This window comes from Phycisphaerae bacterium, from assembly GCA_041652575.1.
Classification (GTDB): domain Bacteria; phylum Planctomycetota; class Phycisphaerae; order Sedimentisphaerales; family UBA12454; genus UBA12454.
The window spans coordinates 207258-230334 of record JBAZHC010000003.1; the positions used below are offsets into that span (position 1 = coordinate 207258).

Annotated in this window: 16 protein-coding genes; all 16 read right to left on the reverse strand. The window is 42.9% G+C overall.

Annotation, left to right across the window (positions count from 1 at the left end; all coding sequences use genetic code 11):
- Positions 1–21: 21 nt before the first annotated feature.
- Positions 22–1806, reverse strand: coding sequence for a protein kinase (locus WC496_03770; protein MFA5292133.1), 1785 nt, complete (start codon positions 1804–1806; stop codon positions 22–24).
- A gap of 24 nt (positions 1807–1830) precedes the next feature.
- A complete protein-coding gene (locus tag WC496_03775) occupies positions 1831–3597 on the reverse strand; it encodes an SPFH domain-containing protein (GenBank protein MFA5292134.1) in 1767 nt (588 codons plus the stop codon).
- A gap of 15 nt (positions 3598–3612) precedes the next feature.
- Positions 3613–4260, reverse strand: coding sequence for a hypothetical protein (locus tag WC496_03780; protein MFA5292135.1), 648 nt, complete (start codon positions 4258–4260; stop codon positions 3613–3615).
- 19 nt (positions 4261–4279) lie between these two features.
- Entirely contained in the window at positions 4280–5239 is a 960-nt protein-coding gene (locus WC496_03785) for a hypothetical protein (GenBank protein ID MFA5292136.1), read from the reverse strand.
- 20 nt (positions 5240–5259) lie between these two features.
- The gene (locus WC496_03790; protein MFA5292137.1) at positions 5260–5625 is read right to left on the reverse strand and encodes a helix-turn-helix domain-containing protein; all 366 of its coding nucleotides are present in this window, start codon (positions 5623–5625) and stop codon (positions 5260–5262) included.
- A 149-nt stretch (positions 5626–5774) separates the two neighbouring features.
- Entirely contained in the window at positions 5775–7673 is a 1899-nt protein-coding gene (locus WC496_03795; GenBank protein ID MFA5292138.1) for a hypothetical protein, read from the reverse strand.
- A 53-nt stretch (positions 7674–7726) separates the two neighbouring features.
- A complete protein-coding gene (locus tag WC496_03800) occupies positions 7727–10882 on the reverse strand; it encodes an SUMF1/EgtB/PvdO family nonheme iron enzyme (GenBank protein MFA5292139.1) in 3156 nt (1051 codons plus the stop codon).
- A 58-nt stretch (positions 10883–10940) separates the two neighbouring features.
- Positions 10941–11549: a hypothetical protein gene (locus WC496_03805; protein ID MFA5292140.1), complete on the reverse strand. Its 609-nt coding sequence runs from the start codon at positions 11547–11549 to the stop codon at positions 10941–10943.
- A gap of 33 nt (positions 11550–11582) precedes the next feature.
- Positions 11583–12770 carry an ATP-binding protein gene (locus WC496_03810; protein ID MFA5292141.1) on the reverse strand — a complete coding sequence of 396 codons (1188 nt, stop codon included), beginning with the start codon at positions 12768–12770 and terminating at the stop codon, positions 11583–11585.
- A 76-nt stretch (positions 12771–12846) separates the two neighbouring features.
- Complete coding sequence (locus WC496_03815) at positions 12847–13470, reverse strand: hypothetical protein (protein MFA5292142.1); 624 nt, start codon at positions 13468–13470, stop codon at positions 12847–12849.
- A 22-nt stretch (positions 13471–13492) separates the two neighbouring features.
- Positions 13493–14272, reverse strand: a complete 780-nt coding sequence (locus WC496_03820; GenBank protein MFA5292143.1) for a hypothetical protein — start codon at positions 14270–14272, stop codon at positions 13493–13495.
- Positions 14273–14326: 54 nt separating this feature from the next.
- Entirely contained in the window at positions 14327–17068 is a 2742-nt protein-coding gene (locus tag WC496_03825) for a protein kinase (protein MFA5292144.1), read from the reverse strand.
- Positions 17069–17120: 52 nt separating this feature from the next.
- Positions 17121–17630 (reverse strand): hypothetical protein, encoded by a 510-nt coding sequence (locus tag WC496_03830; protein ID MFA5292145.1) that lies wholly within the window; start codon positions 17628–17630, stop codon positions 17121–17123.
- A gap of 18 nt (positions 17631–17648) precedes the next feature.
- Positions 17649–18773 (reverse strand): ATP-binding protein, encoded by a 1125-nt coding sequence (locus WC496_03835; GenBank protein MFA5292146.1) that lies wholly within the window; start codon positions 18771–18773, stop codon positions 17649–17651.
- Positions 18774–19440: 667 nt separating this feature from the next.
- The gene (galA, locus tag WC496_03840; GenBank protein MFA5292147.1) at positions 19441–21879 is read right to left on the reverse strand and encodes a beta-galactosidase GalA; all 2439 of its coding nucleotides are present in this window, start codon (positions 21877–21879) and stop codon (positions 19441–19443) included.
- Between the two features lie 81 nt (positions 21880–21960).
- Positions 21961–23076, reverse strand: coding sequence for a glycosyl hydrolase 53 family protein (locus WC496_03845; GenBank protein ID MFA5292148.1), 1116 nt, complete (start codon positions 23074–23076; stop codon positions 21961–21963).
- Position 23077 lies beyond the last annotated feature (1 nt).

The following is a 23077-nucleotide window of genomic DNA, read 5'->3' on the forward strand; positions in this document are numbered from 1 at the left end:
CATTCCTTTTACATTTATATTTCATCTTCCTATTATCATAGGAATCCCAAATAAAATCAGAAAAAATACTATCATTATAAGAAAAGCTATTGCCTGACGAATCCATAAAGCTCTTTGAACTTCATCCCTTAGTTTTAACACTTTTTTATTCGTAGAATCGTATTCTAAAGCATGCTCGATAAACTTAAGGGCATTCCAACATTTATCAAAACCATTTCCAAATTTTGTATCAGCCAAAGCCTTTTGAGCTTTTTCGATTTCTCTTTTTATGATAAGACTTGGAAATTCGTCCTGTAATTTTTTTATATCATCAAGAGATGAGTCTTCTTTTAATAATTCAGGGATTAATTGTTGTGCTTGTTCGTAGTTTTGCTGCCCAACTAAAGACATAATCTCTGATTTCAAGGTTTCAATTTGATGAATGGATTCTTCGGATTGTTTTAATATATTGGAGAACTCCTGGTTCATATATCCTGTCTGCATGCCGCGTTTGGCTTCTTTTATAGCACGACTATATTTTTTCTCTTCATAATATTTAAATGCCTGGTCGAAAGCATCGTGGGCTTCCTTAAAGCGGGCAATGTTAACTCCGCAGGAGCCGCAGTGTTTAACTCCAACACGGTCCTCGTGTTCACATTTAGGACATTTTTCAAACAAACCAGCACCGCAGGTCTGGCAAAATTTCACATCTTCAGAATTTACTGCTCCACATTCAATACAGGTACCAATGCCAGTGGTATTTGATGCCGCAGCAATATGAATTTTGTCTGATTGTTCGAGTTCTTTAACAAAATCATCCACGGTAAATTGCCTGTCTTGGGGGTTTGGCTTTAAGGCTCTTTTTAGGGCGGGACAAATTTCGTTTGAAACGGTATCCAGGTCAACTGCATCCGGCAGTTCACCTGTAACCATATGGTATAAAGTTTTGGCCAGCGAATATATGTCTGCACGGTGATCTGCATGCTTGGCATCTCGCTTTTGTTCAGGAGCCATATAAGCCAGCGTTCCCATACCATAGCCGGTAACAGAAAGCTCAGATTCCCTGCCTAATTGGGCCAAACCAAAATCCAGCAGTTTAGGAGTCCCATCTTCGGAAATAATTATATTAGACGGTTTGATGTCTCTGTGAATGATACTCCGCCTATGAGCATAAGATAAGGCCTGGCCAATTTCCTTGATTATAGAAAGAGATTTTACAAGTTCTATTTTTCCATTTTTCTCAATTCTATCCTGTAGATTCTGCCCCTGAATATATTCCATTACTATAAAAGGGGAAGCATTATCTTCGTTGACATCATAAATTGTAACTATGTTTTCGTGGTTCAGTGCGGCGATTACCTGAGCTTCCTGAAGAAACCTTTCAATTCCCTTCTTCTCGGCATCGGCTTTACCATGCAATCGTTTAATTGCAACTTCGCGTCTCAATTTACGGTCACGGGCTTTGTATACTACCCCCATGCCGCCTGAACCAAGAATGTCTAATATCTCATATCGAGATTCAAATGTATCAGATTGCTGAATTTGCCCTGATGCAATAGGGGAAATATTCTGATTGTCCAATTGAGAATTTACTAATGTCGGTTCTCCATCAAGTGAACCAGTTTGGTTGTTTTTGAAGGTATTGCTCTTGCCAAGCAAAGTCTCAGCCCCACCGAGAGTGTCATATTGAGACTCATCCTTTTTCGCCTGGATTGTAAAGGCTTTATCGAGCGTGTCCGTACTGTGTCCTGCGAGATTTTCGCCGCAGTGTTTGCACTTTACGGCCTCATCCTGAATCTCTTCAGCACAATACGGACATCGTTTCATCTGGTCTCCTCAACAGTATTCCTGTTACAGTTTTTCCTTACAATTAGGACAGAAACGACTGTCAGATGATACTGCTTTACCGCATCGCGGACAACTCTTTTCGGCATCCGGTCTTTGCGGGTTTATGACAATCGGCGAACCGCCTATTCCGCCGGGAGTAACGACCGTCTGGCTGCCTGCACTATGAGCCTTGGCACGAGTCGCGGCAGTTTCTCCCATTTGCTGTAATGCGGCATTCATAACTCGTTCGAGCCTGTCGGCGGCATCTTTATTGGTTTGTTCCTGCCTGGACATAAAATCCTGCATCTGTTTGAATCTCGTATCGTTTATAGTCGCCTCTGTTCTATATTTTTCAGCGAGAATTTTTGCTACGTCCGGACTTGCGGCCGCTGTCATAACAAGTATCTGTTCCGGAGAAAGTTTTTCTCTGGCTCTGTACGCTTCGAGCTTCATTAGTCTTTCGGCAGAAGGACCGTCCAGAATACTAATCAGAGCCGCAGCAGACGCCTTTGAACGCTGTTCGAGTTTCTGAGCTTCGGTTTCAAGCTCAACAAGCTCGGTCTTCTTCCGAAGTTCAATCGCCTTTTCAGCTTCCCAGAAATCCCGCTCGGACTCGATTCTTTCGACCTGGTCTTTTGCCTTCGCCTCGTCGATGTCTTTTTCTATTTTCGCTATCAAATCGAGTTTGGCCTGATTTCTTGTATGCCCGTTTTTAATTCCCTCGATTTCTATCTGCTGTGTAACCAATTCCTTATTACGGTTAAAAACAAACTGTCGTTTTATTTTGTCCAGCTCATCTTCTCTGAGTAAGCCTTTGATGCCAAGCTCGTGTTCAGTTTGCCTGATGAAATCTTTAAAGTCGTTCTCGTCCTTTATTTTATCCATCTGGTCAGTGGTCATAGTCTTGCGGAGTCGTTGTGCCAGTTTCAATCTATCAATGTCGATATCTGCTTTTTGAGTATCTACATAAATTTTGGCTTCATCCGCTCGAATCGGGTCATAGGCCGGACAGAAGAAATCGACAAACCGCAACTGCACCATTTCGAGGCCGACTCTTTCCAAAATCGGCTCAAGCTCAAGCTGCATCTGGCGTTCGACATCCTTTCGGATTTCCGTATTATTGTAAAGCTCCCTGACGGATTTGGAACCGACATAAGTCTGCAGGACAGAATGCAACTCATTTGTAAGAGAACCCGCGAAATATCCGACTGTCAGTTTATTTCTGCTCTTAAAGGCATTTGTGTAGAGCTTGTCCGGGTCCTTTAGCTGCACCATCGCCTTAAAAATCGCGTCAACTTCCACATGGTCTTTACTGTACAGCTTTATGGCCTCAAGATGCAGTTCGACATCGCCGGCATCGACCAGAACGACAGAGGTTGGCGTAGTTTGATTGAAATTATTTACTTTTCTGAGGAATCCGTTGACGTCATATTTGCCTTCATCGACATAACCGCAAAACCTGCCTTGCTGGAATATCATTCCTTTTGTGCCGTGCTCCACTATCAGGCCTTTGCTGAGGAAGCCTTTGACATCGCATTCATCGACTCTGACAGCAAAATCATCCTCGCCCCGAACCCAGCGGTTGCCGAATAAAGGCGCCTTTTGCTGCTGGTCGAGGTTGCATCCGCACTTCCAGCAATATTTACTCTGTGCTCCGACTACGGCGCCGCATCTGCCGCAATTGGTATCGGTTGAGGACGCGGACGTGCCGCAAACATTACAGAACTTTGCAGTTTTAGGAACCCTCGCGTTGCAATCCGGATTCGCACATCTGTTTGAAAAAATTCCCATTGTTATCTCTCCTTTCTATCTCGGCCGCGTCGCGGTACGAATTAGTTTTTTAAAAGAAACCCAGACTATCGACAAAACTATCAACCCTGCAACAACCCAGACAACAGGATGATAAACAGCCAACTGCAGCATTTCAGGCCATTCCAGCCAGACTGACGCGGTAACAGGTTTACTGCTCCAGGCTATCTGACCTGTTTCCACATCGGCCATATGCAAAGTCATTCGGGCAATTGCGTGAAATGTCCAGGGATTCACCTCTCTTTGCCTTACAGTTCCATACACTATGGCGTCGCAGCCTTCAATCTTGCCGAAACTCTGTACGGTCTGAGGATTCATTATATCCTCACGTAAGGTATTCCACTTAATTTCGCCGAGAAGTTTGTCCCATTCCTCCGTTGAACGTACCATAATTTTATAAGGTGAATTGCTCAGATAGCTTTTTACCGTGTCAAGAACATAGCCATCTTTGTCTTCTCCCCATAAAGGAAGCACCGCGACAGTATTAATATCCTTAATTTGTGTCGCTTTCAGTTGTTCCGCAGCCTGGCCGCAAACCTGGTCAACAGCTTTATCGAGAGTACGTTTTACATTCGCCCCTGCATTACCCGCCAACAGAATTGTTAACGAAATCACAAAAAATATTATTTTTTTTAAGCGTACCATAAGATTATCTCCTGATTTTTTATTCCAATAAACCTTTCTTGTGTGTTTCTATCTCCGCTTTATCCAGTCTTTCCACTTTCAGTTTTATATTTTCGATTTCTTCCAGATAAGCTGCCAGATTTTCCTTAACACTTGCATCCAGTCTTATCCAGAAAATTGCCCTGCCGGATTCGGCATCCCAGCTTTTGAGCGTTACAGATTGTATACCGGACTTTTTAGACAGACCAAGCCTGACATAATCGACATATTCAGCCTTACTCAATCCGTCGATTCTAACCCGCCTCAGCAAAACTCCCCGTGCGCTTTTGCGAAGTATCTCATCGCTGAGCTTCTGCGCGAGTTCCTTTCCGCATTCGGTCATCGCACTTTCCGCGGCCCGCTGCTGGTCCAAAGCACGTTTACCGCGAACCAGTGCGCTTTTGACGGTCAATACTTCCTTGTCGCTGATTTGTGCGACCTTGCCCCGGCCGTCAGCTTCGAATGAATAAAAATCCCCAAACTTATCAACCTGTTTTACTTTGGCCTTAATGAGTACATACATATCCACGTCTCTTTGGTTCGCAACAGCCCCTAAGGTTGCAGCCGTTGAAGAATAATCAGGACAAGGCGAACCGTCTATCACCCTGAATCCGAGGTCTGTGAAATGCTCCGTAGCCGACTGCAATAACGCATCAGTACTCATCGTCTCGCCGTCCGACTGAACCTGCTCATCCGAACAAATGAGTATTCGCAGCAAATCAAGCTTAGCGTAATACATGAGCGATGCCTTGTCTTCATTCGACACCGCCGGCTCGGATGAAGGTTTAACCGATTTTACCTGATAGGCATCCTGCCGTTCAGACTGCGGCGGCACATCCTGGGCCGGCGTTGTACTCGCCGGCGCCATTACTACAGGTTCTGTCCTTTGATTCGATCTCTGACAGCCTGTTACCAGCACAACACAAAAAAGCAGCAACATATAACTGATTTTGTTTCGCATAATTTTCTCCTTACAATATTTTATTTACTTCCCTCTTTTTCCTGATGAGGCTTACAATGTTTTAACTTTTTAATTCCAAAGCACTCTGTGCATATCGCGGCCTGACAGATTTCACACCTGCCGGCAATGCCAAGCTCGCTGACAATTCTTGCCCCACAGCTTCCGCAGCGAATCTCGCGCAGCGCTACAGGCTTTTGGCCGGTAGCTTCTTCGTGAACAGCCTGCTTTTGCCGTTCGAGATAGGACTCCAAATCAGCCATATAAACACGGTAAACCCGGCCGACTTTTGCCGCAGGCAATTCCCCGCCGCGGATAAGGCGATAAATCGTCTTGTACTCCAATCCTAAGATTTCCGCCACTTCTTCAATACTTAACAACTTTTCCATTTACACCTTTCATTCATAGCTATTTAAATTCTATCACACTAAACTATGCGTAATTATACACACTTATAAAGTACTTTACAACCTTTTTTTTACTTTATTTTACTTTAAATTCCAAATAGCTATAACTGTCTATAAAATAACAACTTACATTATTCAGTCAACTCGCACAGTACCTTTTTACGAATTTTTTGAAACCATTCATCGTTTTCAGGAATGTTATCCTTAAGACAATACAAGTATCCCTGCGCCAATACTTTGACTGCTTCGTTATATTCTCTGCGTTCTATAAAATTTTCTGCTTCTTTATAATAATGTTTCTGGCGTAATTGAAAAAAGCCAAGATTAAGGTCAAGGTCGCGATCGAGTATCCATTTTGATGCCTTTTCAACCATAGCCTGCTTCAGTTCCTGTTTCATTTCAAGTTCGCTGGGTAATTCAAGCGAGTCTGCTGGAATTCCGGCACATGGGACACCTTCCTGAAAAGTATCGGAAAAGTCGCGCTGAACCGAGAAAGTTTCGCTTCCAATAGAGGCATTTGATGCGGCCGAGTAAGGTCGTAATGAAACAACCATTCTTCCTTTTACCTGCTTCTCACCGGACATATAATCAATAGTTTGAATACGAGGCCTTGTAATGGTCGGAGACGGCAGAGGAGGAGGCCATTTGCCTCTATCACGGCCATAACGTGCTCTCATATCTTCACATTGCTGACTATATTCCGGATTCGGGATTTCTTCTTCTCCTACCGTACACGCAACAAAATTCTTTTTCTCAGAAACATTACGCAGCGGGCTAATATCCAAAGTAGAAACATCTCCGAAAATAGCAAGCTTTTGACCCAACTGCACAGGAACATCACTTTCTGAAGTCCCGCGTTCTATTACAAGTTTTATTTTTTCCGGTTCGTCAATGCTTATCCCATAAGGCAATAATTTTCCTAAATGACTGATGAGCATTCCGGCAAATTCCTTCCCCGCTCCTGATTCTGCTGTTGGCGACCCCAAAAAGGCAATACCGATTTTAATTTGAATAGAATCATTAACTATATCTGTCATATCCTGATGCAGATTGAAAATTTCATTGTCGCCGGGATTAAGTTGTTTAGCCTTGACTGCGGCTATATACGCGTGAAAATCATTAACTTTGTTGGTTTTTTCCTCTTTGGCCAAATTCTTGTAAAACTCACTGCCTTCACGCCGGATAACCTTAAGCAGGTCCTGGCAGTTAGCTACCCCTGTCTCCTGAATCTGACTGTAAGCGGCAAAGTATTTCTTATCCGTTATCAATTTCCCAGCCTCACTTCGCACTACTTTCCCCTGAGTCTCATTCACCAGAGAGTCCATTAACATCAAGACTGAGGTGGATGGAGCCGGCTGTTCCTCTTTGAAAGTTTTTAATATTTTAGATGCCCCATCATAGTCATTATCACTGCATGCTTTTCTAATAAGATTCTTAAAGTATTCGTTACGTTTTTCAATAACATTTGCCAGACGTGCCGTAATAGTACTATTACTCGGATCCAATATCATGGCCTGATTTACCGCCTGGACGGCTTTGCCCCAATGTTCCCGTGTTTCCTCGGCCAGGGCCGTTTCGAGGTATTTTCTTATTTGCCCGTGAAGATTCTCTATCTCATTGCGATAGCCCTCAATACGTGCTGCCATAATATTGCCCCGGTCGTATCGTTTTTTAGCATCGAGTATGCGAATTGCATTTTCATAGGCGGTTATGTTCTGACCATTTCCAAATGCCGATGCTGCTTCTTCAAGAGTTTTTGAAACGATTTCAGTTTTCAGCAAATCAATATCTTTCTGAATTTGCTGCTTTTGTTTTTTAGACATCGACGTATTCACACACGCTTCGTATGCGTTGACTGCCTGCTCTAATTTCTTTTCTTGTTTGTAACTCTCAGCTTCCGGACATAGTGGCTGCTTTTTAAAGAGCTGATCTAAAAAACCGGCTTTTTTTGCCTCAGCTCCCGACGCCTGGCAATCAAAAAGAGATAGACACATAAAAAAACATCCAATCAGTAAAAAATTCCTCTTCATAAAATATCCCTTAAAAAATTAATTAATATTTTTTGATTTTTCTCAGATTTTATCTAATTCATTTCGAAAACAACTCTAAACCCTATCCTGTCACGGCTATTATCAGGTTTCAGATAGTAACGTTTGGCAGACCTGCAGTCTTTCGGAGTATCGTACCATGAGCCGCCGCGAAGAACACGATATTGGCCGGAATCCGGCCCATGCGGGTCAACTGAAGGACTCTGTGAATAATAATTTTCATCATACCAATCCTGACACCATTCCCAGACGTTACCAGACATATCATATAATCCCCACGTATTGGGAGTGAAACTGCCAACGGGTTTTGTCCGTCGGGCACCGCCCGGCCTTCCATCGTAACTGCACCAGCAAATTTTCCGCACTTCCTGCAAGCCGTTCTGTCTATTGTTAAAAGCAGTATCTGTGCCGGCTCGGCAGGCATATTCCCATTCCGCTTCTGTAGGTAATCTGTAATACCCGCCTTTTTTTTGCTCTTTTAGACTTAACTTCATACAAAATTCATTCGCATCATTCCAGCTCACCTGTTCGACAGGCAGATTATCATTGCCTCTAAAATCGCTTGGATTTCTACCCGTAACATCTTTGAACTGTTTTTGTGTTACCTCATATACTCCTATATACAACCTTTTGCTTATTTTCACTTCATGCTGAGGGCTTTCATCGGGGGTTCGCTCCTCACTAAGCGGGCTGCCCATGATAAATTTATCCACAGGAAGTAAAACCAACTTCATCCCTATGGAATTAGTAATAATCTTGTCGCTGCAACCGGAAGCTATTTCATTCTTCCAGAAAATAGCTTCCTGATTATCGGGAAACAAATCAATGGCATCTTTAATGGCCGCTGATGCTTCTTCGCACTGTTTCTTATTGTATTTTTCTATGGCAAGAGATAACAACTCCTTAAATTTCTTCTGTTTTTCAATTTTGGCTATCTGCGATTTCAGGGATTCTATCTTTTCCTTCAGAGATTTATTTGTATATTTTTGAGCCTCTTCGTAACATTTTAATGTCGTGTATAATGCGGGCAAAGAGCCTTCTTTTTCTGCATTTTTTTCCGCATCTTTTTCTGCTCGCTGGGCCTCCCTGATCCATTTTAAATATTCCTGCAGGTTCCGCCATTCTTGTTCAGCAACAATCAATTTTGCTCGTGTATCTGGAACATCTTTATATTCAAGAGCCTTTTTGTAATTGGCAATTGCTTCTTCCCAGGCCTCTCGCTTCTGTGCAGCTTCCGCTTTTGATAAATATATATTATGGTTACAGGTATCAAGTTTATCTTTTACTTCGATGTTATTCGGCTTGATTTTCAGTGCCTGATTATACGCTTCTATAGCCTTTTCCCACTCCCGCAGAGTTTCAGCGTCATTACCATCCCTTAAAAAGGCTCTGAATTGCTGCTCCCGCCCTATTACGGCTTGAAGTTTTTTGGCCTCTTCATTCTCAGTATCGATTTTTAATACTTTCTCCACACAATCAGAGGCTCTGTTGAACTGCTCTTTACTTATTAAGTCTCGAGCCTGAGAAAGTAAATCTGTTATCTGCTTTTTATCTTCCCATTCAGGTTTTGTCGCCAATGCCCATTTTGCATACTCGGTGTTTGGATATTCGGCGATTAAATCATCGAGCTGATTGATAGCCTGAGCATAATCACCTTTCTGGAAAAGTATTTTTGCATACTCCTTTTTCCACGCAGGCTTTGTCGTCACTGCCCACGGTACATACTCGGTATTGGGGTATTTATTGCGTATCTTATCCAGCAGCTTGATAGCTTGAGCATAATCACCCTTTTGGGCAACCATTATAGCATTGTCCTTTTCCCACTTAGGTTTTGTTGCCAATGCCCACTTTGCATATTCGGTGTTTGGGTATTTGGCGATTAGCTTATCAAGCAGTTCAATGGCTTGAGTATAATCACCTTTTGAGACGGTTATTTTCGCGTTCTCTTCTTCCCATTCAGGTTGTGCTGCCAATGCCTGCGGTGTATATTTGCTGTCAGGATATTTGGTGATTAACTTATCAAGCAAATCGATAGCTTGATCATAATCTCCTTTCTGGGCGGATATTTCCGCATTTTTCCAAATTTTCCCTGCCCCGAAGAAAACATCTATCTTTTCTACAGTATAATTCTTCAGTTCCTGCCACTTATGATTTAAATCATATTTTTTATCAATCCCAAAAACCCCGGCCATGAGCAAGACAAAAATTATCATCACGGCAAAGGCTTTTATCATTGCGATTTTAGGCTTCCGCTCCTCTTTAAACGAAATTGTTTTGGCATAATCTATTGTACCTTTATATGCTTTTTTCCCGCGTATCCTTAATGACTGCCAATTAATAGTTTTGGAATCTGCGCCGAGGTCGACTAACAATTCTTTGGCACTATTTTGCCGTTTACCCGGCTCTTTGGAAAGGGCTTTCAGCAAGGCTGTATTTTGTTTTTGGCTAAGTTTATCCAATGGCCGTGGCGGTACATTCACAATCTGATATTCTATCGATCCCCGCCAGAAAGGCGGTTTGCCGGACAGGCTCTCATATATACTTGCGGCCAGCGAATAAATATCGCTTCGATGGTCTGGTTCGCCGCCGCGAAATTGCTCCGGAGCCATATAAAGTAATGTGCCGGAAGTTTCCTTGCCGGTTATGCGAGTCATAGAATCTTTAAGCTGCCTTGCGATGCCAAAATCAGCCAATTTGGCAGTACCAGACTTGGTAAGCATTATATTGGCAGGTTTAATATCTCTATGCAGGACATTCTGTGAATGTGCGTAATCCAGACCTACAGCTACTTGTGAAAATATCTCAATAGTCTCATCAACACTCAATGTACCGGCAGAAATGATTTTTTCCTCTAAACTGCCGCCATCAATATACTCCATTACCAGGTATTTTATCGCTTCATCAGACTGGAAAGTACGCAGTCTAACGATATTATGATGCGATAATTTCAGGGCTGTTTTTGCCTCTTTGCGAAGATTATCTATTGCCCGTTTATTATTGGCCAGAATTGTCGGTAAAACTTTAACAGCAACTTTGTCATCAAGCTCTATATCCTGCGCCAGATATACCATACCCATTCCCCCGTAACCAATCTGGCGGATGATTTTATATTGCCCACTTAGAATCTGTCCTTCCTGCTCACCAGGCATTGTCGGGGCATTGTCTAATGTGTCAAAACCATCCTCACTCATTTACAATCCCTTTTAATCATTAGCTTAATTTTGTATATATCTGTGCTCATCCGTGGGTTTACTCTTTTTCTTTCTTCAATTGTTTTTCTATTTCGCCGAGCATCTCATCGATTTTGCCGTCAACCTGGCCCTCGGCCATCTGGGCACGCTCTGAAATCATCGAATCAATCTGGTCAAAGCTTACCGATTCTTCGTCGCCTTCGTAATCAGTTTCAAATGCGGTATCGCTAACCCTGTCGAGCACCATAGTCATCGCTCTATCCATTTGTTTTGCCTGTCCCATCGCCATGTTGAGGTCTGTAACAGTTTTGGAAAGATCGATATTCTTAAAGACCGCTGAAATCGATTTCGTAGCCGACTGCAGGCCTTTTGCGAACTGGCCATAACCTTCTATCCGCTCCTTTGTCTGAACGAGGGCTTCAAATGTAAGCAAGGCACTTTCGAACCGCCTGCGTTCATTCATTGTCTGCACAAGCAGCTTGGCAAGTTTCTGATAGTTTGTCTTATCGCCCTGCCTTTTCGCCCTTATTGCCTTTTCGCAATAGCCGTGTTCGTGCTTATTGAGGTCGCGAATCCTCCTCCTATGCAAATCGAGCACATTTTGAATAGCCATATCGCGTTCAAGCTGCCGCTGCTGTTTACTTTTAAATAATCCGCCAAGTGCCATATTTTATCTCCTAATCAATTTTAAACCGCAGATTTATACGGATTTATTCTGCCATTTTTCATACTTTGTTAAATCGTTTTTATTTGTCAGAGGCGGCATATGGGCAATAACGTTATCCAAATCATCAGGAGAAATTACTGTCATTTTCAGTGTGTAATTTTCCAGTGCCGCTTTGCCTTTATCCACTAAATCGAGAAGGTCGGGATTGGCCTTTGAAATCATATTCCGTATAAGCTCCTTGCAAATCTGCTCTATTTCCCGACCGCTGTAGCCGGCTGTTTTATCAGCACACTGTTCCACGGTTCCTGTGATTTTGTAACCTTTTTTAATCAGCAGCAGCTCGAATATTTTTTCTCTCGCTTTCTTATCAGGCAGACCTACATAAGCAAGCTTGCCGAAACGTGAAAGCACCGCCTGGTCAATCAGCCACGGTTTGTTGGTAGCGGCTATGACTAATACGAGCTTATCGGAGCTTTTGCTTTCGAAGCCGTCCATACAGGTTAAAAATTCGGCAAGAACCCTTCGCTCCGCTCCATTGCTGTCGGAATCTCTATTGGCTACAAGCGATTCAAAATCGTCGAGAAAGATTACCGCAGGACTGCTCTGTTCGGCCAGTTCGAATATCGCGTTTACGAGTCTGCTCGATTCGCCGAAATATTTGCTGAGCATATCGCTTATTTTGCAGGAAAAAAATGTCGCCTCAAGTCCTTTCGAAACGGCCGCGGCGATAAGAGTTTTTCCTGTTCCGGGCGGACCATATAAAAGCAGATTGGCCGCCTTTGAAACTCCCATTTCCGCAGGTCTTTTGGCAAAAGACAAAGCGTAAGATTCCTTCACAAACTTTTTCACATCATCAAGACCTGCAATATCGTTCCAGCCGACTTTTGCCTGCTTTATCAAACCGCGGGCATTTTCAATATAATTTCCTTTTTCGCCTGCAATTGTCTGATTATCCGCCGGTATGGTAACCCCGTTTTGCACGCCCGGTTTTTTGCCGTTACGAAGCTGGTCGGCGTAAGTCTGCAATTTTTCCGCTTCAGCCAGTCTTTTCTTTTTAACTTCACTGCTGGTCGCACTCATAGCATATTGTTTCATCAATTTTGCCGCTCGTGCATAACTTGAAGCCGCCTTCGCCCAATTTTGCAGGTCCACGAGCCTTCTGGCCGTGCCTATCGCGCCTTCCAAAAGGTCAACCAATACACCGCTTAAATCAATAGACATATCATTAAACCTTTCTTTATCCGCAGATTAACGCAGATTCACTGGGCATCTTGTTTTCATCTGCGATTATCTGTAATTACGCTTTTTCCGGTTCTTCTTTTTCCTTTGGTTTAAAGACCTTCTCTTCGATATTTTCCCAGGCATCTTCGGTCAGTTCCTCTTCGCCGGCTTCTTCCATCGCAGCGACTATCTTTGAAATTTCCGGGTCAATCGCTTCGATTTCGGCGTCGCTTTCGCCAAGAATATCCAGCAGTCTTTTGGACTGAGCGTCGCCCTGTTTGCTCTTTACTTTAATATCGAGCATAAATTTTTCGAGCTTCTCCGGCTCAAGGGAACTTATCATTCCCCACAAGCCTTCTGTCTTTAAGAGTTTCTCACGCTTCTTAATCTGGGACAGCTTGCCGGTAACGAGAATCTGCCTGCTTATCAGATTATTGGCCTTGACAATATCTCTTGCCTCATCGTCAACCTGTTTTATCTGAATGGCGAGAGTTTGTTTTTCAAGAACGCTTTTCTTTTTTCGTCCTTCCTCGAACAAAGTCCGTTTTTTACCTTCCAGTTGTCTTACCTCGCTGATAAAACCTTCCTGAATCGTCTGCAGTCTGATTTTTTCGTCCTCGAGCTGATTAGTGGTAAGCTTTTCTATCTTCATCAGCTTTCCGCCAAAAAGTCCTGTCACCTTGCTCAACCAATTTTTCATAACTGTATCTCCTAATAAAGTGTTAAATTTTCTTTTTCAATACAAAGCCCACGCCCGAAACTTTACTCAAAACCATATCTTCGGATTCGGCTGCAAATTGCCCCGCTATATCCTTCACAAACTCAAGACTAAAACTGTTTTCGATTGCTATCTTTTCCAGATTTGCAAACTCCCGCACCATAACAGCCCGTTTGATAGCGTCCCTGCAAACCCTGCCGCGCTCATCCAGCGTCAGTCCGCAGAAATACTGGATATATTCGCTTAGTCGCGTACTTTTTCTGTCCCAAACCAATTCCGGAATCTCCGGCCCAGCCAGAATTGGATAGACTGCATTAGACGCCCAGCCTGAACCGCTCGGCTCATTTATTACAAATCGTTTCGCTTCATCATTCCAGCCGGTCGGACTAAACAGGCCTAATATGCAATCAAAACAGCCGCGTGTTGCCAAATCTGATTCTTTACTGAGAATTGCGCTAAGTTCGCCAAGCGAAATCGGCTCATCATCATTGCCGGATTTTACAAGTCTATCCAGCCGAATAATAACTTTGCCTGTAAGTTCAATCGGCCGTTGTCGCTTTCCAAAAAGTCCAGCCCTTGTTGTAATACGAATTGATATGAATTTACCTGACGGGAATTTGCTCTCCAATTCGCTTCGCAGCATTTTCCCCTCGGTCAGTTTGCGTAATTCAGATAGATTATCACCTTCCTGAATTGGCCCGTGATTCTCTACCATAGCCAAATTCTCTCTTAACCGGCCAATAAACTTATCCTCACAAATTTTCTTCTTCGCACTATTTATCATTCTTACTCCATTGTTCTTTTGTTACGATCTGTCTTCATTGCAATTCCGGATAGTTTATTTTATTGTATTGAATTCTATCTTATCACTTTCATTAGCAAATTTTATATCAGCTTCCGCTTTAATCTTCTGAATGTAATCCAGAACTATCTGTTCTTTCTGCTTGTTGGTAAGAACCTCTACAATTTGACCTTTTGCCTTATCGAGACTACAGGTATTGGCATTGGCATATTCGACAAGTTTTATAATATGGAAACCGAAATTAGTCTCTACGACATCGCTTACCTGACCCGGTTTAAGTGAATAAGCCGCCTTTTCAAATTCTGAGACAAAAGTGCCTTTGGGCTGCATACCCAAGTCTCCTCCATTCTTTGCTGAAGGACATTGTGAATATTGTTTTGCAAGTTCTTCGAAGTTTCCACCGGCTTTTATCTTCCCCAGAATTTCCTGCGCCTTCATTTTAGCTTGTGCTTTGGCTCGTTCAGGGCGATTGTTATTCTTTTCAGGTATTATAAGTATATGCTTTGTGTGCATCTTTTCAGGTTCCTGGAATTGCTGACTATTTGCGTCATAGTACGCCTTAATCTGTTCATTGGTGGGGGCTTTTATTTTATTGGCAAACTCGCCTTCTATCAATTTTTCAAACATTAATTTCTTGCGCATATTCGATTCGAATTCGCTTAAAGTTGTGCCATAAGACTTGAGAAGCGATTTGAATTCATCAATTGTTAAATTCTGCTCGGCAATTTGTTTGTTAGTCTGCTCATCTATGTCAGATTGGCTGACGGTAATATTCTCCTGCCTTTCCTTCTGGGCCAGAAGCTCTTCGATTACCAATTGCTCTACGATGCGTTTTCTCAACTGCTGACGATATTGATCCTGCATATTCAGAGGAATCCTGCTTGTAAGTTGTTCCATTCTTGCCTGCAGCATTTTTTCTATCTGCCCTTCAGTAATTTTTGTGCCGTTAACCGTTACAACAGCGGCACTTGAATCAGTTATTTGTTGTGGTTGCGGAGGTTCAGTTAAATTTCCGGTATTAGGACTGTAATAGCCGTCTATCTTCTTTTTCAAAGTTAATGCTTCGCTGTTATCAGGATATAATTCAAGTGCTTTACCTAAAGCCTTTAACGCCTCTTTACTTTGTTCCTTATTGTCTCTTGCTTTAGCATAAGATAATAGTTCATCGAATTCTTTCTGATTTTCCTTTTCAACTATTTTTTTTCTCTCCGCTTCAATATTATACTGCACAGTCTTTTTAACAGAATCAAGCTTAAGTTGTGTTGAAGTAACCTGCTTGAAAGATAATGCTTTTGTGTAATTTTCAATCACTAAATCAAGGTTATTTGCTTTTTCCGCACCTTCCGCCTTGGCTAAATATAAATTATGCTGACAGGTCGCGAGTTCATCTTTAATTTCGCTATCTTCAGGCTTTATTTCTAGTGCTTTTTGGTAAAATTTCACGGCATCAGATAAATTACCTTTTTTTTCAGAGGCTTGTGCCTGAGCAATCCATTTGTCATATTCTTGTTTTTTCCTATCAGCCTCAATCTTATCCTGTTCTAACTTTTTCTCTTTTTCCTCTACCAATTTCTTTTGTTTTTCAGCTTCGGCTTCTTTTGCAATCTCCTGGGCAGTCTTTTCAACCTGCTTTTGAACGTTAGGTATAGTTATCGGTTTTATAGGAGACTGCGGCTCTATCGCTGATTTTTCAGAAACAGGCCTCTGCGTAATATCTGCTGCCGTCTGTTGAGCATTTTGACTACGGTATTTCACAAAAATCATCAAGGAAATAATCACGGCAATAGCCAGAACCGCTGCGACCAAAGCTCCTATCTTCTTTTTTTGGGCTTTTTGTCTTTCAACTTTTATATTTATCGTTTGGGCATAATCCAGCGTATCTTTATAATGCTTTGGCGTATCTTTTTTAACCGGCTGCCAATTAAGAATTGCTGAATCTGCACCAAGGCCAGCCAATAATTCTTTGGCGCTTTCCTGCCGGTCATTCGGTTCTTTGGAAAGGGCTTTCAGCAGAGCCGTGTTTTGCTTTTGGCTAAGTTTATCCAAGGGCTGGGGCGGCACATTCATAATCTGATATTCTATCGAACCACGCCAGAAAGGCGGTTTGCCGGACAGACATTCGTATATACTTGCGGCAAGAGAATAAATATCGCTGTGATGGTCGGGTTTGCCACCGCGAAATTGTTCCGGAGCCATATAAAGCAGTGTCCCGCTTGTTTCTTTGCCGGTAATATGAGTCATAGATTCTTTAAGCTGCCTTGCGATACCGAAATCGGCAATTTTTGCAACGCCGTCTTTAGTAAGCATTATATTGGCAGGCTTTATATCCCTGTGCAAAACATGCTGTGAGTGTGCATAATCAAGCGCTGCGGCAACTTGTGTAAATATTTTAAGAGTTTCGTCAACGCTTAATACTCCGTCAGCAGTGATTTTATCCTCTAAGCTTCCTCCATTAATATATTCCATTACAAGGTATTTTATGGCTTCATCAGACTGGAAGTTATGCAAACGAACAATATTATGGTGAGACAATGCAAGGTCTGTTCTTGCTTCTCTGCAAAGATTATCTATCGCCCTTTTGTTATTAGCCAAAAGTGTCGGCAAAACTTTTATGGCTATTTCAATATCAAGTTCCAAGTCTTTGGCCAAATAGACTGCCCCCATTCCGCCGGAGCCGATTTGGCGGATGATCTTATATCGTCCGCTTAGAATCTGCCCGCCCGGTTCACCCGGTATCGTTGGGGCATTGTCTAAAGTGTCAAAATCATCCTTACTCATTTATCTTTTCCTTTTTATTCCATCAGCATTTATCCGCGTTCATCTGCGGTTACTAACCGGCACTAAAGGTATCCTGTATTCGCATTTTCTCGAGTTCGCCGGCAAGCCAGATTATGAAAAAAACTGAAAATACAAAAGCCGCAATCAGCATCACATCAATAAGCTTACTGAACTGAAAAGCCGCAAACACAAACGCCAGTAACAAACCTGAACCTGAATAAATGATAATTAAAATCGCATTAACAAAATTCGACTCCTGCGCTAGCATCTTATTTATTAAAGGCACCGTAGCCAAACAGAGCAGCGAATATATCACAAGCCAGGATAAAATCCGCATACACGGATTAACCTTTTGTATCGCCGCAATAGCCGGATTAGCTGATAATTGCTCTGCTTGAACCTGCTGGGGTTCAGCAGGCTGATTTTTTTGTTCGTTATGAATTTGAATGGTGCCGAACGGCAAAGAAACTTTTTGCGGAATAGATTTAACAAACGTATAACCCTGCCAGGAGCCGAATACAATCAAGGCTGTTAAAGCGTAACCCGGTCTTAATAATTTCAAAATTGTTCCCAACACTTTTTAGTCTCCACTTCGGTTTTGCCGATAAATTTCATACTTTGTGAGTATTTTCGCATCTACGCTCGGCCTTGCTTTTTGCAGTGCCTTTTCGATATCTTCTGCGGTTACGATTTGCTCATCGCCGGTATCAATCTGTCTTTGATACGGCAAATCAGTTACCGCTTCGGTAAATCCTTTAATATCTGCGCCGGAGAAACCTTCAAGATGCTCTGCAAGTATGTCAACGTTTATATCCTCGGCCTTTGGTACATCTTTAAAATTGTCTTCAATCATTTTTAGCCTTGCCTTAACATCCGGCAGAGGAACATAAATCAGTTCATCGAACCTGCCCGGCCGAAGTGCCGCCTCGTCCATATCCCACGGTCGATTTGTCGCTCCCAGAAGCAGCAGCATATTCTCCCGTTTTTCAAGACCATCGACCTGTGAGAGAAATTCCGGAATGACACGGTTCATAACCGTTGAATCGCCGCCGCGTTTGGCGACAATGGCCTCTGTCTCATCCATAAAAATTACACATCGCGGATACTTTTTAGCCGCACTGAATAATTCGCAAACATTCTTTTCGGCAGAGCCTACCCATTTGCTCATAATATCGCTGCATTTTACGCTCATAAACGCAGCGTCTAATTCGCAGGCGATAGCGCGGGCAATCATCGTCTTTCCCGTTCCCGGCGGGCCATAAAGCAAAACACCGCCGCCGGCTCTCTTCCTAAACTTCTGCGTAATTTCCGGATGTTGCAGCGGATATATAACCCTTAATTGAATCACCTTTTTAACATCTTCCAGCCCTGCCACATCGTTAAAGCTGGTCTTTGGTGGATTAGTTACTATCCATTTATCCGCTTTCGTTTCAACCTCTTCATCATCAACAGTCTTTATCTGAGTTGATTTGTGTTTATCTGCTGTCATCTGCGATTTGTTTTCTAATTCTTCAGCGATATCGATAAGACGCTGTGCTTTATTTAATCGTTCCTGCTTGAATTCCGCATCAGTTTCTCTTGCAAGAGAGCAGAGGTATTTAGCCGCCATAAGATAGTGCATCCTCGCATTGGGATAGTCCCCTGCCTTATGGGCCGCTATTCCTTCATTATGATGACTCTTATATGTCTCGAACAAAAATCGCATTTACTCTCCTGCCGCCATAACAACACAATTGGTGTTGATGACCCGATTGATAAACGATTTCCTGCCGGTGGCAACGATTAAATTAAGGATATTGTGTAGGAATAGGGTTTGTCCTGACCCAATTGTAACCGCACGGTCAAGGGCTTTCTTGCCTCTGCTGTCAAGCATTGACCCACAATGCTTACACTTTACGGCATTATCTCCAACTTCCTCAGGACAACGCTTCAAATTATTCCTCTGTACAAAATTGTTGTCGATAAACGTCATAAAATACCAAACATTCTAATAACTGACCAGTAAATTCCACTAAAACAATCCGATATATTACTTCTTAGCTTGCTCCGATAAAATAGCACTTAAAGTATATAGTGTCAAGTAAAAAACTATAAAATATTTAAAAATTACATAAAAGATAACAAAATCAAATAAAATACCTTAAAAAACAGGCATATTTACATTAAAATTCCTAAAAATTGATGTTTTATATCTAACAGATAGGTGTTAAGTCCATCATTCAGGAGATAATTTGTCGCAAAAAGGCTTTTTGTATGTTTTATGCAGGGATAAAGAAAGTGTTGGCACAATCCAGAGAAAAGTTGACGAATGGTTCAAAAGCTCTAAATCTGAACAAACAGCAAATAGTAATCCTTGTAATCGTACCTGACTGTTATGGAACTGCCGGACGCAGCGGGCACTGCTGAGCTTTAATAATTATATCAGTCTGCCCCAGGCCATCGCTTTGAGCTGTGAGTTTTATATCGCCGGCGGTTTTTCCAGACTGGACAATTACCTGAGCCAGGCCGTTAAATACTTTTCTTTGAGAAGCTCTATCCGATTCGTGGCTGCTCGGGTCGCCGTTGCCTACGCCGATGATTTTTCCATTTTCGCTTATTTCAAATTTCACCAGGTTGTCGGCCGGCGAACAGATTCTATCATTCGCATCGCGTATCTCAACCCGCACCATCGAGACATCTTCGCCATCGGCGTTAATCGATGCGCAATCCGGAATCAGCGATATTTTCGCAGGCGCACCGGCAGTTTCGACTTTGGCCTGAGCTATTTCCTTGCCATCCTTATATCCTTTCACAAGAAGTGTGCCGGGGACATATTTAACTTTCCATCGCGCATCGCCGTATTCGACGACAGATTGTCTGCCAAGACTTTTGCCGTTAAGAAATAATTCCACTTCGCTGCAATTAGTCAGGCACCGCACGTCGATATCCTGCCCTTCTTTTCCGGCCCAGTTCCAGTGCGGCAGTATATGCAGCACCGTTTTATCGCCCCACCATGCCTGATAGTAATAGAAATTATCTTTCGGATAGCCGCAGGTATCCATAATGCCGAAATGCGAACTGATACACGGCCAGCGATAAGGCGTCGGTTCGCCGCGATAATCGAAGCCGGTCCAGATAAATGTGCCCATAATCCATGGACGCTCGGCGTAAAATTTCAGGCAATCCATCGCGTTATAACCCCATCTCGGGCCGTTTGCGTCGTAAGCAACGACGTATCCTTTTGTTTCGTCATTCTGATAAATACCGCGCGTGCATAATGTGCTGGCGTCTTCCGACATAAGAATCGGCATTTTCGGATGAGCTTTTCTGAACGCGTCTATATTCTGATGATTATAATTGAATCCCTGAATATCAACGACATCCGTCATACCTTTGCCGTATCCGCCGTTCATCGCCATTGTTATAGGTCGGGTAGAGTCAAGATTTTTGACGGTTCTTAACATTGTTTTCCCGATTCGCAGGCCGTAGTCGTTGCCCTGAATACTTCCTTCCTCATTGCCGAGCGACCACATAACTACACACGGATGATTGCGGTCGCGCAGAATCATACTTTCAAGCTGACCGAGTACCTCCGGAGATGAGCCCATCGTTCGAGTCTCGTCCATAACGAGCATTCCTAACTTATCACAGGCTTCAAGAAGTTCAGGAGTCGGCGGGTTATGTGAAGTTCGGTAGGCATTGCAGCCCATTTCCTTAAGCTGTTTGATGCGATAATACTGGATATGGTCGGGCAGAGCCGAGCCTACCCCTGCGTGGTCCTGATGATTGCAGGTTCCTTTTAAGAATATTTTTTTGCCGTTCAGGAAGAAACCTTTGTCGGCATCGAAAGAAATCGTTCGTATTCCAAATGGCGTTTCATAACGGTCAACTATTTTGCCGTTTTGTTTTACGACTGATACGAGTTTATAAAGATATGGCGATTCGAGAGACCATAATTTTGTGTCTTTGATTTTAATTTTGCAGGATAATTGACTCTGATTCCACGGTTCGACAGTATTGTTTGCGATGGTAATTTCAGCGATATTTTTCCCGTCGGCATCCTCAATAAAAGATTGCAGTTCGACAACTGCTGTTCCATTGTTTTCATTAATAACTTTAGTCTGCACATTTATTGTCGCGTTAGAATCTTTTATATCAGACGTAACGAAAGTTCCCCAGCGGGCAATATGAACAGGATTGGTTTTTGTCAGCCAGACGTGGCGGTAAATGCCGCCGCCTTCATAGAACCAGCCTTCCTGATTTGTGACATCAGCGCGCACGACAAGCACGTTTTTGTCGCCATATTTTATATTATCGGTAACATCGAAACTGAAGCTGTTATAGCCGCTGAAATTTCTGCCGAGGAGGAAATCGTTCAGCCAGACATAACAATCACGGAAAACGCCATCAAATTCGAGCAACATTCTTTTGCCTTCATCTTCTTTGGGTATGTCGAATGTTTTTCGATACCAGCCGATTGTGTTTGTAGGGAAATTTCTGCCAACAGGTTTGAAACCATGATTTATCTCTGCGCACGGGTCGAATGGCAGTTCAACAACCCAATCGTGCGGCAGATTGATTGATTCCCAATCACTGTCATTAAAATCATCTTTGTTAACTTTGAGCCAAGTGGTGGCTTTGCCGAACATGCATTGTTTGCCAAATTCAAAATCTTTATTTATGTCTGAGTTGTGGCCAGGGTGGAACCGCCAGTTAAAATCCATTAATAAATGCTGACGCGGATTTTCTGCAGCGGTACTGGCTCCTGTTATGCAGGTAAAACATACGATTAGCGAAATAATCAGTTTTATGGAAATTGATTGCGGCTTCATAATTTATCTCCTGTGCTATTCCTTAAAGATTATAAAATCAGAGCAGGAACATAACAACTGCTTTGGCAAAACCACCAGTTATTATTTTGCTTTTTTAACGGCTGAATCGGCAGCATCCCTGAAGGCGCGAATGCCGGGCAGTGCATTTCCTTTGGAATTAAACAGAGCACAAGCACCTGACATCCAGCTTCTCTGTTTCCCAACGGGTACAGACTCAGGAAACCAATAATATACTCCGATGCCGTGATTATCCGGGGTTTGGCGCACTGTTTTCGCAACGGTGCGAAGCATATCATACTGCCCCTTCGGCGTCAGCGAAAATTCCAGTTTTTGGGCCGGCGGATGACCGTGCCAATCGACATTTTTGGTATGCGGATATGCCGCTTCTACAACTACCACATCTTTTTTCAGTTCTGCGGCAATGTAATGAAGATTTTCTCGCAGATTTTCAATCGTCCCGTGCCACCATGGATAATAACTTACAGCAATAATATCATAAGAAACCTGATACTTATTGAGATTGCCGAAAAACCATTGACTGACGCTTTTCTTGCCGCCCTGGTCGATATGAATCATTATTTTAAGATTAGGGTCAGGAACAACACTTCGGACGCCTGCGATGCCGGCCTTGAGCAAAGATGTAAATTTTTCCCATTGAGCTTCAGTGTCGTATTTTTCACTGACTTTTCCATCCGGCCAAAGCATACCGGGTGTAATTTCGTTGCCAATCTGCACAATATCGGGAAGCACATTTTCTTTTTTGAATGCCTTCATAACAGAAGCGCTATAGGTTTGCACGGTTTGTTTCAGTTCTTCAAAAGGCATATTTTCCCACGCTTTTGGTTTTATCTGCTGCTGCGGGTCTGCCCATGTATCTGAGTAGTGAAAATTCAGCAGCAGCTTCATACCGCCGGCTTTGGCTCTTTTTGCAAGTGCGAGGGTATAAGGCAGGTCGTTGGTAACGCCGCCTGTTCCGTTGGGATTCACGAATAGACGCAGCCGAACGCTGTTGAACCCGTTATCCTTCAAAATAGCTATCAGGTCTTTCGGCTTGCCCTTTTCACGATACACCGCTCCCTGTTTTTCAAGCACAGTAATCGCTGAAATATCGGCGCCGATGTAAAATTCTTTCGCGTCAAGAGCCTGCGTAATACAACAAATCATAATCGCCACAAAAATATAAGGTTTCACAGCCATT

Excerpts from the sequence above, each read along its gene's own strand:
- WC496_03820 (MFA5292143.1), bottom strand. The coding sequence starts at position 14,272 with ATGATAAATAGTGCGAAGAAGAAAATTTGTGAGGATAAGTTTATTGGC.
- WC496_03815 (MFA5292142.1), bottom strand. The coding sequence starts at position 13,470 with ATGAAAAATTGGTTGAGCAAGGTGACAGGACTTTTTGGCGGAAAGCTG.
- WC496_03785 (MFA5292136.1), bottom strand. The coding sequence starts at position 5,239 with ATGCGAAACAAAATCAGTTATATGTTGCTGCTTTTTTGTGTTGTGCTG.
- WC496_03825 (MFA5292144.1), bottom strand. The coding sequence starts at position 17,068 with ATGAGTAAGGATGATTTTGACACTTTAGACAATGCCCCAACGATACCG.
- WC496_03845 (MFA5292148.1), bottom strand. The coding sequence starts at position 23,076 with ATGGCTGTGAAACCTTATATTTTTGTGGCGATTATGATTTGTTGTATT.
- WC496_03770 (MFA5292133.1), bottom strand. The coding sequence starts at position 1,806 with ATGAAACGATGTCCGTATTGTGCTGAAGAGATTCAGGATGAGGCCGTA.
- galA (MFA5292147.1), bottom strand. The coding sequence starts at position 21,879 with ATGAAGCCGCAATCAATTTCCATAAAACTGATTATTTCGCTAATCGTA.
- WC496_03775 (MFA5292134.1), bottom strand. The coding sequence starts at position 3,597 with ATGGGAATTTTTTCAAACAGATGTGCGAATCCGGATTGCAACGCGAGG.
- WC496_03835 (MFA5292146.1), bottom strand. The coding sequence starts at position 18,773 with ATGCGATTTTTGTTCGAGACATATAAGAGTCATCATAATGAAGGAATA.
- WC496_03780 (MFA5292135.1), bottom strand. The coding sequence starts at position 4,260 with ATGGTACGCTTAAAAAAAATAATATTTTTTGTGATTTCGTTAACAATT.
- WC496_03790 (MFA5292137.1), bottom strand. The coding sequence starts at position 5,625 with ATGGAAAAGTTGTTAAGTATTGAAGAAGTGGCGGAAATCTTAGGATTG.
- WC496_03810 (MFA5292141.1), bottom strand. The coding sequence starts at position 12,770 with ATGTCTATTGATTTAAGCGGTGTATTGGTTGACCTTTTGGAAGGCGCG.
- WC496_03795 (MFA5292138.1), bottom strand. The coding sequence starts at position 7,673 with ATGAAGAGGAATTTTTTACTGATTGGATGTTTTTTTATGTGTCTATCT.
- WC496_03805 (MFA5292140.1), bottom strand. The coding sequence starts at position 11,549 with ATGGCACTTGGCGGATTATTTAAAAGTAAACAGCAGCGGCAGCTTGAA.
- WC496_03800 (MFA5292139.1), bottom strand. The coding sequence starts at position 10,882 with ATGAGTGAGGATGGTTTTGACACATTAGACAATGCCCCGACAATGCCT.